This window comes from Micromonospora sp. DT229 (assembly GCF_049844505.1).
In the GTDB taxonomy this organism is placed as follows: domain Bacteria; phylum Actinomycetota; class Actinomycetes; order Mycobacteriales; family Micromonosporaceae; genus Micromonospora.
Genome location: NZ_JBNCLD010000007.1, coordinates 300,872 through 315,439 on the forward strand (window position 1 = coordinate 300,872; position 14,568 = coordinate 315,439).

The 14,568-nt window shown below is 70.6% G+C and carries 9 protein-coding genes; 2 read left to right on the forward strand and 7 right to left on the reverse strand.

Annotated elements, in window-relative coordinates:
* Nucleotides 1-5: 5 nt before the first annotated feature.
* Nucleotides 6-545 (reverse strand): PadR family transcriptional regulator, encoded by a 540-nt coding sequence (locus tag ACLQ2T_RS14330; protein ID WP_425766571.1) that lies wholly within the window; start codon nt 543-545, stop codon nt 6-8.
* 124 nt (nt 546-669) lie between these two features.
* Here ACLQ2T_RS14330 and ACLQ2T_RS14335 point away from each other — a divergent pair, with 124 nt between their 5' ends.
* On the forward strand, nt 670-1,734 hold the full coding sequence (locus ACLQ2T_RS14335) for a serine hydrolase domain-containing protein (protein WP_425766572.1): 1,065 nt from the start codon (nt 670-672) through the stop codon (nt 1,732-1,734).
* A gap of 150 nt (nt 1,735-1,884) precedes the next feature.
* Nucleotides 1,885-6,213 (forward strand): AAA family ATPase, encoded by a 4,329-nt coding sequence (locus ACLQ2T_RS14340; RefSeq protein ID WP_425766573.1) that lies wholly within the window; start codon nt 1,885-1,887, stop codon nt 6,211-6,213.
* A 184-nt stretch (nt 6,214-6,397) separates the two neighbouring features.
* Here ACLQ2T_RS14340 and ACLQ2T_RS14345 read toward each other — a convergent pair whose 3' ends face one another.
* From ACLQ2T_RS14345 to ACLQ2T_RS14370, 6 genes are all read right to left on the reverse strand, one after another.
* Nucleotides 6,398-6,961 carry a dihydrofolate reductase family protein gene (locus ACLQ2T_RS14345; RefSeq protein WP_425766574.1) on the reverse strand — a complete coding sequence of 188 codons (564 nt, stop codon included), beginning with the start codon at nt 6,959-6,961 and terminating at the stop codon, nt 6,398-6,400.
* Between the two features lie 62 nt (nt 6,962-7,023).
* Entirely contained in the window at nt 7,024-8,037 is a 1,014-nt protein-coding gene (locus tag ACLQ2T_RS14350) for a sigma-70 family RNA polymerase sigma factor (protein WP_425766576.1), read from the reverse strand.
* A gap of 30 nt (nt 8,038-8,067) precedes the next feature.
* Nucleotides 8,068-9,345 carry a serpin family protein gene (locus ACLQ2T_RS14355; RefSeq protein WP_425766577.1) on the reverse strand — a complete coding sequence of 426 codons (1,278 nt, stop codon included), beginning with the start codon at nt 9,343-9,345 and terminating at the stop codon, nt 8,068-8,070.
* Between the two features lie 14 nt (nt 9,346-9,359).
* Nucleotides 9,360-9,521, reverse strand: a complete 162-nt coding sequence (locus ACLQ2T_RS14360; protein WP_425766578.1) for a hypothetical protein — start codon at nt 9,519-9,521, stop codon at nt 9,360-9,362.
* Between the two features lie 76 nt (nt 9,522-9,597).
* On the reverse strand, nt 9,598-11,748 hold the full coding sequence (locus tag ACLQ2T_RS14365; RefSeq protein WP_425766579.1) for a UvrD-helicase domain-containing protein: 2,151 nt from the start codon (nt 11,746-11,748) through the stop codon (nt 9,598-9,600).
* Nucleotides 11,749-11,790: 42 nt separating this feature from the next.
* Nucleotides 11,791-14,325: a GmrSD restriction endonuclease domain-containing protein gene (locus ACLQ2T_RS14370; RefSeq protein ID WP_425766580.1), complete on the reverse strand. Its 2,535-nt coding sequence runs from the start codon at nt 14,323-14,325 to the stop codon at nt 11,791-11,793.
* Nucleotides 14,326-14,568 lie beyond the last annotated feature (243 nt).

The window sequence follows — 14,568 nt, forward strand, 5'->3', positions numbered from 1 at the left end:
AGGCCTCACCCGGTCTGGGGTTCCCCGCGCTCGGCCAGATCGGCGAACCAGGTCAGGGCGTGCCGCGCTGAGGAGATTCCGTAGTCCAGGGTGGCCCGTTGGTAGATCGCCACCTCGCGGAACTGCACCGGCACCTCGATGGTGTCGATGCGTTCCTTCAGGGCGGTGAGTTCGGCGAGATGGGCGGCGGCCCGTTGCTGGATGCGGCGTAGCACCGGGGGCCGATCCGCCGGGTCGAGCAGGCCCAGGAAGAACAGTCGGGACAGCGCCGCGGTCTCCAGGTCCGCCCCGCTGAGTTCGCCGGTCATCCAGCGGTGGAACTCCTGCCGACCCGCCTCGGTGACCCGGTAGATCTTCTTGCCGCGTCCGCCCGGTTCGGTGCTGGCGACCTCGATCAGGCCCTTGTCCAGCAGCCCGTCCAGGGCGCGTTTGATGCTGCCTGAGCTGGCGCTGTAGAAGAGCCCGACGCCCGCTTCGAAGCTCTTGATCAGGCCGTACAGGCTCTGCGGGGCCAGCAGCAGCAGGCCCAGGATCACGTGTGCCACTCCGAGATCCTATCCGGTTGACTCTCTTAGACATGTCTAGTAGACATGTCGCCATGTTGAACAGCTCCCAACAGCGTTCGGGCAACCGGATCAGCAGCGAGTCGACGCCGGCCTGACCCGGCTCGTGCAGAAGTTGAGCGCCAAGCGCGGCCTGCACCACGTCAGCCTCGCGGTGTCCAGCACCGACGGGCAGCGCCACTGGGCCGGCGGATCGGGACCGATCGGCAGCACCGAGCCGGAGGTACGCCCCGAGGCACCCTTCTTCATCGCCTCGATCACCAAGCGGTTCATCATCACGCTGGTCCTACAGGCCCATGAGCGGGGCGAACTCGACCTGGACGCCCCGATCTCCACCTACCTGCCCGCGTCCGTCACCACCGGGCTGCACGTACGGCGCGGGGTGGACCGGACCCCGCAGATCACCGTACGCCACCTGGCCAGCCACACCTCCGGGCTGCCGGACTTCTTCGAGAAACGCCGCGGTGCCCCCAGCCTCTACCGGCAGTTGCGTGCCGGGCAGGACATCTCCTGGACCTTCGACGACGTCCTCGGCATCACCCGCGACCAGCAGCGCCCCCACTTCGACCCGCAGGACCTGAGCGCCCCCAGGCAGCGGGCACGCTACTCCGACACGGGCTTCCAGTTGCTGATCCGGATCCTGGAGAGCGTCACCGGTCGCGCCTTCCCCGACCTGCTCGCCGACCGCATCACCGGCCCGCTGGGCCTGACCGGCACCTGGCATCCCGCCGCCGCGCCCGCCGACCCGGCTCTGCCCGCACCCCTGCCCCTGCACGTCCGACGGCGCCGTGTGGACCTCGCCAAGGTCATCGCCTCGGCCGACGACCTGTTCAGCACCACCGGGGATCTCCTCGCCTTCGAGCGGGCCCTCGTGGCCGGTGAGCCCTTCGCCGACCCGACCACCCGGCACCTGCTGACCGAACGCCGCAACCGACTGCGCAACGCTCCGGTGCTCCACTACGGGCTGGGCACCATGTTCTTCACGGTCAACCGGCTGATGTCGCCGCTGCCCCGGCCGGTGACGTTGGTCGGGCACTCGGGGTCGACCGGCACCTGGCTGTTCACCTGCCCGGAACTCGACCTGCACCTGGCCGGCACCGTCGACCAGACCGAGGCCCGCAGCCTGCCATTCCGCATCATGGCCGCCTGCCTGCGCATCTGGGCCGGCTGAGCCTCTTCCGGGACGCACCGGCGCCCTGGCGATCCGTCGGCAGGTCCCGGCGTGGCCCGCCGGCTGGGACGACCCCGGCTCCGGCCCGGCACGAACGGCAACCACTACAGTGCGTTGATATTGAAGCCACCCTCCGATATCGTGCCATCGATGGCCGGCCATGGGGGCGATCCGCTGCGGGCGGATCGAGGTTCGTCGGCACGCACCGCTGTGGCGGAGGCCGTGCGGCGTAGTGGCTCCGCCCTGCGCCGGGCTTCGGCACCCGCGCTGGTCGGGCTGCTGGTGGCCGGGGCGGTGGTGCCGGTGGCGGCGGCCGGGACCGTCACCGGCCCGGTGCTGCTGGCCGGGGCCGGGGTGCTGGGCTCGGTCGGCGCCAACGTGCTGACCGAGGTGCTGACCCGACTGACCGAGCGACTGCGGACCGATGATGGGCCGCCTGATCCGGTGCGCCTGCAACAGGCGCTGGCGGAACGGATCGAGGCCGTCTTCGCCAGCCAGGACGAGGAGTCCCGGCAGCTGCGTACCGAGGCCGCCGAGCTGCTGGGCCGGGTGGGCGCGATCGAGGTGGCGCTGCGTACCGCGGTGGAGCTGGGCGACCGCGAACTCCAGCACACCCTCGCCGTGTCGTTGTCCCGGTTGAGCAGCGAGTTCGGCGAGTTCGGCTTCGTCCTGGCCGCCGTACGCGACTCGATGTGGCAGATCGAGCAGGAGTTGCGGGGCATCCGGGAACACGGCCGGGCCGAGCAGGAACGCTCCCGTGAGCTGGCGCTGTCGGTGCGGCGGATCCTGGACACCGTCGAGCGGGTGGAGGCACGCACCCGGATCCCCGACGCCCCCGACACCGGCCCGGCCACCCGGTGGACCGGCAATCCCTACCTCGGGTTGTCCCCGTTCGACGAACGGCACGCCGAGGTCTTCTACGGCCGCCGCGAGCTGGTGGCCAGGCTGCTGCAACGGCTGGTCGAGCAGCTGGAGGTGGGCGGCCCGCTGCTGGTCATCGGTGCCTCCGGGGCGGGCAAGTCGTCGCTGCTGCGGGCCGGGCTGCTCCCCCAGCTCGCCGCCGGGCGGCTGGTGGCCGGCTCGGCGGCCTGGCCACGGCGGGTGTTCACCCCGACGGCGTCCCCGCTGCGCGAACTCGCCCTGCACCTGGCCGACCTCGCCGGCCTCGACGCGGGGTCGGTGCTTGCGTCCCTGCGCGACGACCCCGATCGGGCCGCGCTGATCGCCACCCAGGCTCTGCGCGCCGCCGGGGCGGACGAGGGCCGCCTGGTGCTGGTGGTGGACCAGTTCGAGGAGTTGTTCACGCTGGCCGCAGCCGGCCCGGAACCCGATCGGCAGGCCTTCGTGCAGGCGCTGGAGGCGATGGCCCGGCCCGCGCCCGGCTCGACGCAGGCGTCGACGCTGGTGGTGCTGGCCGTCCGGGCCGACTTCCTCGATCCGCTGATGACCCTCGCAGGATTGCGCGAGGCGGTGCAGCAGGGCCCGTTCACGGTCGGCCCGATGAGCGAGTCGGAGCTCTCCGCGGCGATCGCCGGCCCGGCCGCCGAGGCCGGGGTCATGGTGGCCCCGGAGCTGCTGGACGCGGTCCTTCATGACCTGCGCGGGGCCGGCGGCTTCGACGTCGGGGTCCTGCCGCTGCTGTCCGAGGCGATGCGGGTCACCTGGGAGCATCGCGAGGGTGACCGGCTGACCGTGCTCGGCTACCGCCGCACCGGTGGTGTCTCCGAGGCGGTGCAGACCAGCGCGGAGGCGGTGTACGAGCGCCTCGACGACGATCTGCGCGCCACCGCCCGGTCGGTGTTCACCTGCCTGACCGTGCCCACCCGGGACGGCCGTCTGGTCCGCCGCCGGCTGGACCGGGCGGATCTGCACCGGCTCTGCGGCGAGACCGATCGGGTCGACACGGTAGTCGACGCGTTCACCCGGCAACGGTTGCTCATAGCGGCCGACCACGGCATCGAGATCAGCCATGACGCCCTGCTGACCACCTGGTCGAGACTGCGCACCTGGCTCGAATCCGACCGCGCCGACCGTACCCGGCAGCACGAACTCCTCACCGCAGCCGACACCTGGGAGCAGCACGACCGCAACGCCTCCTACCTGTATGTCGGGGACCAGCTCACCACGATCGTGAACGCCGTGGCCCGGTGGCAGGGCGACCCCGAGCGCCATCCGGCGCTGACAGCCACCGCGACGGAGTTCCTCGACCGCAGCCTCCGCGCCCAACAACGAAGCCGACGCGCCCGCCAGGTCACCGTCGGCGCGTTGGTGCTCCTACTGCTCGCCTCGCTGACCGCGGCGGGCCTGGCGGTGCGTGGTCAACGCGAAGCCCGGCAGCAGCAGCGGGCCGCCACCGCCGGTGCCCTGCTCGACCAGGCGGAGAAACTGCGGGACAACGCGCCGCAGCTCGCCCTCATGCTCGCGCTGGCCGCCGACCGGCTGCACCACAGCCACTCCAGCACGGCCAGCCTCGTCGCCTCCCTGCTGGCGCCGTACGCCGGCACCCTGACCGGACACCGGGGCGCGGTCACCGCGCTGGGGTTCCGTCCCGACGGCCGGCTGCTGGCGAGCAGCGGCGCGGACGGCCGGGTGCTGCTCTGGGATCCCGAGGCGATGCGGCAGGTCGGCGAGCTCGACGGCACCCCCCGGGTGGACGCGGTGGCGTTCAGCCCGGACGGGCACACTCTGGCCGCCGGCGTCGGCGATGGCACGATCGCCCTCTGGGATGTAGCAGACCCCGCTGAGCCCCGCCGGATCGCCACGGCCACCGGCCGACCGGCCGTGGTGTCCAGCATCGCGTTCAGTCCCGACGGGCGCCGGTTGGCCGTCGGGGACAGCGGCGGCGGACTGGCCCTCTGGGACGTGACCGATCCGACCCGGCCACAGCGGGCCGCCGACCTGAGCGGCCACTCCGGCTGGTGGGTGAGCGCGGTCGCCTTCAGTCCGGACGGGCGGACGTTGGTCAGCGGTGACCTCGGCGGTCAGGCGTTCGTCTGGGACGCCGTACGCGCCCGCCGGGTCGGACAACTGGCCGGTCATCGTGATGGCGTCGGCGCGTTCGGTTTCGGATCGGACGGCCGTCGGCTGGCCAGCGGCGGCGGGGACGGCATCCTGCTGTGGGACCTGACCGACCCGAGCCAGCCGAAGCGACTCGCTGAACTCACCGGGCCCACCGGCAACGTACGTGCCCTGCAGTTCTCCGGCCCCGACGGTCAGTACGTGATCGGCGTCGGAACGGACCACTCGGTGCGGCGCTGGGACGTCACCGACCCGGCCCGCCAAATCCGGGCGACCCTGGTGTCGGCGACGCGGACGACCTGGGTGAACGCGGTCGCGGTGAGTCCCGACGGACAAACCGTGGCCACCGCGAGCGCGGACAGCACGGTGATCCTCTGGCGGTCGGGCGCTGGCGCCGGGCTGAGTGTCCGACACCGGCTGGGCGGTCACGACGGCGAGGTCCATGCGGTCCGGTTCCGCAGCGACGGTCGGTTGCTCGCCACCGGCGGTGCGGACGGTCGGACGAACCTGTGGGAACTGGCCGAAGGAGCGCAGCCACGCCGACGCGGCCAGTTGGCCGCACACCCCGGGGGCGTGCACACGGTGGACTTCAGCCCGGACGGGCGGACGCTGGCCACCGGCGGCCAGGACGGCGCCGCCCTCTGGGACCTCGGCACCGACGCCGCTCGGGAGGTGGCTCGGCTGCCCGGCCATCCCGGACCGGTGACCTCGGTGGCGTTCCGCCCGGATCGGGACACCGGGCAGTTGCTCGCCGTCGGTGGCGCGGACGGCATGACCGCCCTCTGGGACGTCACCGACCCGGCGGCGGCCCGCCGGCTCGGCGCCTTCGGCGGCCACCTGGCCGGGGTGTCCACGGTGGCGTTCAGCCCGGACGGCGAGACCCTGGCGGTCGGCAACTTCGACGGCACGGCGACGCTCTGGGCGGTGGGCGACCCCAGCCGGCCCCGCCAGCTGAGCCGGCTCACCGCCCACACCAATCAGGTGACCACGCTGGCCTTCGCCCCGACCGGGGACACCCTCGCCACCGGCAGCCTCGACACCAGCGTGATGCTCTGGGACGTACGCGATCCGGCCCGGCCCATCGTGATCGGCGCGCCGCTGCCCCTCCACAGCAGCTGGGTGCGTGCGGTCGCGTTCAGCCCCGACGGGCGCCATCTGGCCACCGGCGGCAACGACGAGTCGACCGCCCTGGTGGAGGTCAGCGACCCGGCCCGGCCGCAGGGGCTGTTCGGCGCCCGCAGCCACCGGGCGGTCATCCTCGATGTCGCCTTCAGCCCCGATGGCCGCACCCTGGCCACGGGCGGCGCGGACAAGCTCGTCTACCTGTGGTCCCTCGCCGAGGTCGCCGACGCCCAGGCCGATCCGGTGGCGCAGGCCTGCACCCGGGCCGGGCGGGGACTCGACCGCCGGGAGTGGGCCCGCCATGTGCCCAACCTGCCGTACGAGCAGACCTGCCCGTGACGGCGTCCAGCCCGGCCCCTACCTGCTCGGAGTCGGTCACTTCCGGTTCCGGCGGAGGGTGCTGCTCAGCTCCCCGGTTCCGCCGCGGCAGACGGACGATGCCGCCGCACCCGGACCACGTCCCCGGCCGCCACCGGCACGCGGGGCACAACCGGCATCCCGGCCGGTGTCCTCCGTCGGCGTCCTAGGCGGTCGCCGGCCGGTACCGTACGTCCAATTCGGCCGTCGGGTCGTCGGCGCCGACGCGGTGCAGGTAGATCGGGCGGCCGCCGAGGTGCTCGTAGAGGCGGATGCCGTCACCCAGCAGCACCGGCGCGATGTGCAGGTCGATCTCGTCGAGCAGGCCACGTTCGAGGAGCTGGCGGCCGATGTCCGCCGAGAGCACCTCCACGTTCTTGCCGCCGGCTGCCGCCAGCGCGATCCGCACCGCCTCCGCCAGGTCGCAGTCGAGGAAGGTCACCCCGTCGGCGGGCTTCGCGTCCTCAGGATGGTGGGTCAGCACGAAGAGCGGCCCGCTCCAGCCGCCGCCGTAGACGTTGCCGGCGTCGGGGAAGGCGTCCCAGCCGCGCCGGCCGCCGAGGATGGCACCGGTCGTCTCTACGTACTGCTGGATGAAGCCGGGTCGCTCGGAGATGCCGGTCTCCATCCAGGTCATGTCGTGGTTCGGCCCGGCCACGAAGCCGTCCAGTGACATGGTGAAATGCCACAGGACCTTGCCGGTCGCGGTCTGCGGTGCGAAGTCGCTCATGCCGTCCTCCTGGTGCGCTGATGTGCTCGTACCGAAGTAGAGACGGCAACCGCGACGAGAACTCATCGGTCGAGCGTCGGCGGGAGCCCGAACGCCGGGAAGAGCGTCGGCTCGTGGAACGCGACGATCTCCGTGATCAGGCCGTCGCGTACCCGCAGCACTCCGATCCCGAACGGCTCGAAGACCTGCCGGCCCGGCGGACGCCGGTAGCTCGCGGCGGCGAGCTGCCCGTTGGCGCTGGTGGGCACCGCGCGCAACGCGCCGATGTAGTCCGGGGAACTCGCATCCCAGGTCGCCGCCAGCGCCGCGAGGACCGACTCCCGGTCGGCGAACCACTCCGCCAACGGCGGCATCGTCGCCCGTACGTCCTTCGCCAACAGTTCGGCCACCTCGTCGAGGTCGCCGCGCTCGACCGCGTCCAGGTATCGCCGCAGCACCTGCCGGTCCGCCTCGGTCGGTGGCGCGGCCGGTGCCCAGTCCGACCGGCCCGGCGGAAGCTGCTCCCGCAGTGTCGCGCGGGCCCGTTGCAGGGCGCTGTTGACCGACGCGACGCTGCCGTCGAGCACCTCGGCCGTCTGCCGCGTCGGCCAGCCGAGCACGTCGCAGAGGATCACCGCGGCGCGCTGCCGGGGCGGCAGGTGCTGCATCGCCGCCAGGAAGGCCAGCTCCAGAGTCTCCCGCGCCACGACCGCCGCCTCCGGCTCGTCCTGACTCGGCGCGACCGGCTCCCACCGCCCGTCCGCTGCCCGCAGGGCGTCCGGGAACGGCTGTAACCACGGGCCGGTGATCAGGGTCGTCGCCGGCTGCCCGGCAACATAGTCCGGGTTGGCCTGGTCGGGCAGCAGCCGCCGTTTGCGTCCGTCGAGCGCGTCGAGGCAGACGTTTGTGGCGATGCGGTAGAGCCAACTACGCAGCGCGGACCGGCCCTCGAAGCCGGCCCGCCCTCGCCACGCCTTCAGGAAGACCTCCTGCACGAGGTCTTCCGCCTCGTCGTAGGAGCCGACCATCCGGTAGCAGTGCACGCGCAGCTCACGCCGGTGCTGCTCGATCCCCCGGACGAAATCGTCGTCGCTCACCGGGTGACCGTACGTGCCACCCCTGACGAGTTATGCGCCGGTGACCAGTGGGTCGTGGACCCGGCCGAGGAAGAACGGTACGCCGGTGTACCAATCGTGGATGACGTACAGGAACGGCCGGTTCACGAAGAACTGCGGACCCTGCGGGATCGACGGCGGCGGGACGATGACGGCCGACGCGGCTGCCGCCTCGGTGCCCTTCTCGTCCACCGCGATGAACGTCTCGTGCAGTACGTCGTCGATGTACAGGGCCGAATCGGTACTCATGCCGCTCAGGTCGGCTTGCGAGCTGAACGCCGTGGGCATGCCGAGGTTGCTCAGCGCGGCAGCCAACTGCACCGGCAGTCGGAACGTCCACCGGGGCATACGCAGTTGGACGGCGGTGCCGCCGAACCCGGCCAGCAACGCGCCCAGCCACGTCACGTCGAGGTTGGCCTCGATCGCGGCGAGATCGTCCCGGGTCGGCATGACGATGGCCATGCCCAGCCGGTCGCCCGCGAACGGCACGTCGACCGCCCGCCACCCGTCGCCTTCCTGGTAACCCATCCCGTCGAACGGACCGCGCATCATCGGCACGCCGACAACGGTGCCGTCATCCCGGGTGAACGACTCAGTCGTGGTCAATGCCGGAACGAACCGGTACCTCCAGGCCGCCTTGAGGTAGGTCGTGTTGGTGAGAATCAGCCTGGTGCCGGGGCTCACCGCGCCGAACGGCAACAGCTCCGGGATCTTCGCGTTGGTCCGGTCGGAGACCCAGGTGTTGATCTCCTGGCGGGCCGCCTCCGGCGCGCCACCGAAGTCGACCGGGTGCGGCGCGGCACCGTAGTAGCCGGTCAAGGTGTCCTGGAACCCGGGTCGCAGGCCCAGACCGAGCCCCGTCCACAAGGCGTTGGCCGTGGTCAGCAGGGGGCGGGCAGTTCCGTCACCGTCCTGGTAGCGGGTGGCGAGGGTCTGTTCGATGGTGTTCAGTCCGCTGTCGAGCGCGCCGGGTCGCGGATGCGGCGCGTGCAGCACGGCGTCCATCTCGGCCGCCGTGGTCGAGCCGGCACCCGCCCTGGTCATCGCCAGCGCGAGCCCGACCGAGTACGGCGAACAGACCACGTTGCCGCCGGGACGGGTCGACGCCAACTCGCGGTAGAGGTCGGCCGAGAAGCCGCGCACCGCGTTCGCGGCGGCGGCCATCGTGGCAGGATCGGGGGGTACGCGTACCGGATCCGTCGAGGTGGAGGAACGGGCGTGGGCTGGGGTGGCGGTGAGTGCGGCGGCCGCGAGCGGCACGGTCCGCAGTATCGATCGACGCGAGACCATGTCGTGACGGTAGTTCAGCCCTTATGGAAAAGACCAGACCAAGACCCAAATTCATCGAAGTCAGACAATGTCGGGCCACGGCTCTGCAGCAGGGCGATGATGCGCGCCGCGATCCGCTGCCTGCTGGATAAGGCAAAGACCAACGCAAACACGCCTTCCGGCGTGCGGATCGGCATCTCCGATCCAGCGCTACGAGTGCTCGATGTCGCGCTCTGGATGCACTCCATCAGCCTCGGTGAACAAGAGCGGTCGTTACCGGACGGTCGAGACAGATGACAGGAACGGGCTGGGTTGTCCGCTCCAGGAGACGTGTAGAGCTTCGCGGGCTCGGGTGCTGGCCACGAAGAGGAGGCAGCGCTCGCGTAGCAGATCGTTGTCGTGCTGCACCGGGTCCACCTCGGGTGGCGTGACCTCCTTGGCGAAGGGGACCGCCTTCGCCGTGACACCGACGATCGCGACGCAGCGGAACTCCAGGCCCTTCATCGCGTGCATGGTGGCCAGCCGTACGCCGTCGACGTCCGCGCCGGGCTGGTCGCGTACCCGGACCGACGGAATTCCGGCAGCATCCAGTTCGCTTTGCACGCTACTCAGGGTGGTGTTGAACCGGGCGCACACGGCGATCTCGCTCGGCCCGATGCCCTGGTCGAGCCACTCCCCCACCCGCTTGATCAGCGCGGCGATCTCGGCCTGCGACGAGGGGTGGCCCTGCGCAGTGGGTCGCTTGCCATGCAGCAGCGACCGGTAGCCGGTAAGGCTGTCCTCGCCCTCGCCGCCGAGGTCCTCGACCCGCGACCCGACGAGCACCGTTGTGGACCAGGAGAGGATCTCCTCCGTACTGCGGTAGTTGATCCGCAGTCGGCTGCTGCGGCCGGTGACCGAGATGCCGAGCGCGGCGAGTGAGACCCGGGAGTCGTAGATCCGCTGATGCGGGTCGCCGGTGATGAACAGGTCGTCCGGGCCGGGTGACACGACGGCACGCAGCACCCGCCACTGCGCCGGGTGCAGGTCCTGTGCCTCGTCGACCACCACATGCCGGTAGCCGTACTCGGCCAGGTCGGCCTCGCCGAGCAGATCCGCCGCCCACCCGCAGATCTGCAGGTGGGTGGCGGTACCGGCGACCGACAGTTCCTTCTGGAACATCTCCACCGCGTCCCACACCCGGTCGCGCTGCCGGGTGCCCAGCGCCGTCCCCCGGCCGCGCCGGCTGGCCACCCGGTACGCCTCCCGGTCACGCACGTCCTGGGCGAGGATGACGTGCCGGAACTCCTGGGCCAGGAACTGCTCGGTGAAGGGCAGCGTCAGCTTGCGGCACACCCGCCGCCAGACCTGCCGCTCGTCGAGATCGCCGATCGGCGTCGGCACCCGGCCGGCGAGGGCGCGTGCGGTCCGGTTGGCGAGCGCGTTGACCGTGGTCACCTCCACCCGCGACAGCTGCTGCTCGTCGCCGAGCAGCAACGCCAGGTTCTCCCGCAGGTTCGCCGCCAGAGCATTGGTGTACGTGGTGAGCAGGACCCGCCCCTCGGGCGTACGGGAAAGCAGATGCTTGACCCGGTGCAGCGCCGCCACCGTCTTTCCGGTGCCCGGTCCGCCGGTCACCTGCGCCGGCCCGGTGTACGAAACCCGGTAGGCGACCCGGCGCTGCGAGGGGTGGAGGAACACCCGCCAGGCGGCGAACGGCTTGTCGAGGATCTCGGCGAGTTCGTCCGGGCTGGTGACCAGGGTGATCCGGCTGGCGGTGTTCGCGATCGCGAGTTCCAGGCTCTCGCTCGGCTCCGGCGTTGCGTCGGCCGGCCGGCGCGCGGTCACCAGGTCGCGGTAGACCTCGTCCGGGCTGAACCCCTCGGCGAGGTACTGCAACACCTCGAACTGGTCCTCCGGCAGCAGCGTGCCGAACGCCTCCAGTTGCGACTTGTCGACGATCGTGCGTACCGCCCGCAGCACCTGATCGTCGATGCCGAGATCGCGCAACACCGTGTCGGAATGCTTGGCGAATAGCAGGCGTGGTGCCTGCGCGGCGGCCTGCTCCAACGCCGGGGTGAGTTGCTCGATGGCCACGACGTTGCGGACCTCCAGGGCGCGCGTCGCGCTGTTGACCGTGTAGAGCCGCTTCGCGGCCCAGGTGTACGCGTCGTCGTGCGGAACCACGTTGATCAGCAGGAAGGTGTCGCTACCGTCATCGGGTGCGAGCACCACCCCGCGCCAGAAGTCCGTGATCCGGATGGTCCGCATCCGTGGGTCGCGGGCATTGTTCACCGACTCCAGGTGCAGCCCCTTGTCGGCGTGCAACCCGGCGACGGTGAGCTGCTGAAACTTCTCCATCGCCTTGCGTACGCCGGCCTTTACCGGCTTTTCCAGCACGTCGTAGCTCTGCCAGAAACTGCTGGCGAAGGCGAGCTGCGGCACGAACGAGACCTCCGGGGCAATTGATAGAGAAAGACGGATCGGCTAAACCAGGGCTGCATCGTCGGAGGTGCCGATCTGCGCCTGGTCGTAGAACCAGCGCAGGTGGTCGAGCAGTGCGTACCGGGCCTCGGCGTCGGCGAGGACCGTCATCGGGAAGCCCGGCCGCAGGGCAAGCCTGGCAGCGGCGATCTGGACATCCGGCAACTGGTTCAACCGCTGCCGCAATTCCTCCCGCAGAGCCAGGTCGTCGAACGGCGTACGGATACTGAGGTGCTGGAAAACGACCTCGCACTTCCCACTGGGGTAGAACGTCACCGGCCAGATGTTGCCGTACTCGTGATCCTTGCTTCGGGCCATGAGGAAGCAGGAGGTCTCGTTGCCGATCCCGTAGGAAAGGGTGCCGCCCATCGTGGTCCACGCGTCGAGCACGACGGCGGTGGCCGTGGCGACCGCCGCCCCCTGGGACGCGGTGAGCTGCTCGATGAACCGCGAGGCGTAGTCGACGTCGCCGTGAGAGCGGGCTCGCGGCTCGGGCAGATCGGGTGGCGTCACCCCGGCGAGCTGCGCCAACTCCTCGACTGTGATGCGCTGGGCCGGGTCGGCGCGGCCGTGCTGGTCGAACGTCACGCCCTCGACGCGCAACACGTCACGAGGGTCGTCGTTACGGCCGGGTTCGAGCCACCGGAAGTTACCCGCGACGATCCCGCCGGCCTGGAGCACCCGATGGGCGTTGAGGGTCGGATGGTTTGCCAGCCGGTTCCCCACCGGTTGCGGCGCCGTACCAATCAGGGCCGCCAGATCGCCGTAGGTGGTCCACGATCCAGCCGGCAGCTCGGCGAGTGCCTTCGCCAGCACATCCCAGGGCACGTCGGACTGGTTGCCAGTCTCGCCGGAGGGACCCGGCCAGATGGCAATGATCCGTTCGGCGAGGGCGTCGGCCCGTGTCAGGATTTCCGAGCGGCCCCACCGCTGCCGGTCGGCGACGTCCCGGCTCAGCTGAACACCGCTCTTTGCCAGAGCGATCCGCTTGGCGGCGAACGGCTTGTTGCTCAGCTCCGAGTTGTAGCCGGTGAGGGTCAAGTTCCCCAGGGTGTGCACGAGCGCCTCGTGCGCCTCGTCGGTGGTCTCGTCGGTGTCGAGGTCAGCGGCGAGCATCTGCGCCCACTCGTCGCTGAGGGTCTGCGGCAGCACGTGTTCGATGGTCAGCTTCTCCAGCGCCACCGGTTCCTTGCTGCCGTAGGATTCCTCCAGCCAGCGCAGCACCAGGCTGCGCTGGCTGGCCCGACCGTTGAGGTAGAACGGGATGGTCCGCACCATGGCCCGCAGGCTCGCATCGGCAGCCCAGTGTTTGCGGCCCGTCGAGAGGTACCTGTGGACTGCCTCGTCGACCGGCAGTTCCCGGTCCATCTCGGTGACCACGGCGAGCAGGATGCGGTTGATGTTCATAGTGCTGCGGCCGATCAGCAGCCGCCGGACGAAGAAGCTCTCCAGATACAACATCGCGGAGGCGATCTGCTCGGAGGTCGCCGTGCCCCGGTCCCGACGGTCGAGCAGGTGCAGCAGCACCGGGTAGACGGTGGTGGTGCCCCACGCGCTGAGACGCCCCAGCCGCTGCCGTACGCCCGAGTCCTGTTCCTCAGCCGGGTGCAGGATCACCCGCAGCAGCGCACCGAGCCGGCTGAACCGCTTCACCTCCGCTTCGACGTCCGCTTCGGTGCGCAGCTTGTCGAGGCGGGCCTGCTGGATCGCGTACGTGTCGGTCTGCTTGACCTTCGGGTCGCGGTGGACCAGGTCGAGCCAGAAGAGCAGGACCAGCTCGGTCGGGGTAAACCGCTGCTGCAGTGGCCGCCAGAGTGAGTCGTAGACGGCCTGCCCCCGGTTGGGCAGCCGCATGAAGATGTAGTTGCGCAGCAGGTCGGCCTGGGTGAGCGCCAGCCCGGTGTTGTTCAGCGACTCGAAGATCCGGTAGACGTTGTCACCGGGCTTGGCGGTGATCGCGACCAACGCCAGTCCGGTGATCACGGCACTCTCGACCTGCTCGACGGTGATCGGCTCCTCGCCGTCACCGAGGGTCTTCAAGGCGTTGGCAAAGAACCGGTACGCCCGGCCCACCGCGTTGTCCGGGCCGGTAGACGGCGTCGACCTCACGCAGGCCACGTACGCGTCCCGGTCGGCCTGGGTGGGGACCAGCTTCAACCAGCGCTGCTCCTCGAACGGGTTGGTCAGATACTGCTGGTCGAGCCGGAGCCGGTGTTTCGGGCTCTCGTGCTCGGCCCGGTGGTCGCGGATGGCGCAGAGCAGGATGGTCAGCGTGGTGAGCCGCTGCTGACCGTCCACGACCAGGTATTCGGCGACGCCGACCGCGCCTGTGGCCGGGCTGGGCGCGAGCACCAGCGAGCCGATGAAGTGGGTGGCGGCCGGGTGGTCGGCCCGGTCCCTGGCGAGTTGGCAGACGTCGTCCCAGATCCGCTTCAGTTGAAGCTCGGTCCACGAGTAGGTCCGTTGGTAGAGCGGCACCAGGTACTGCCTGGTGCCTTCCAGCAGACCCTGCAGCGTGGTCTCCGCAGCCGCGACCATCCCCGCCTCCGTCCTTTATGGTCTTGCCCGTTGAGTCCGACAAGCCAAACAAATCTTGGTACGCCGGGCAACACACGAACAGTGAGCATCAGTCCGCAAACCGGTTGAAAGTGTCGATCCCAGCGGATCGAACTCGCGTCGGCTTCCCGACATCGCTCCTGCGGATCGGTGCCGACTCTTCGCATCGTCCGGCGTGACTCGTTCGAGGAGACGTCCTACCGACCCCCGGCCGGTAGGACGTTC

Bases quoted from the DNA above. Each gene is read 5' to 3' on its own strand.
- ACLQ2T_RS14340 (WP_425766573.1), top strand. From the start codon at position 1,885: ATGGCCGGCCATGGGGGCGATCCGCTGCGGGCGGATCGAGGTTCGTCG.
- ACLQ2T_RS14345 (WP_425766574.1), bottom strand. From the start codon at position 6,961: ATGAGCGACTTCGCACCGCAGACCGCGACCGGCAAGGTCCTGTGGCAT.
- ACLQ2T_RS14355 (WP_425766577.1), bottom strand. From the start codon at position 9,345: ATGGTCTCGCGTCGATCGATACTGCGGACCGTGCCGCTCGCGGCCGCC.
- ACLQ2T_RS14360 (WP_425766578.1), bottom strand. From the start codon at position 9,521: ATGCCGATCCGCACGCCGGAAGGCGTGTTTGCGTTGGTCTTTGCCTTA.
- ACLQ2T_RS14370 (WP_425766580.1), bottom strand. From the start codon at position 14,325: ATGGTCGCGGCTGCGGAGACCACGCTGCAGGGTCTGCTGGAAGGCACC.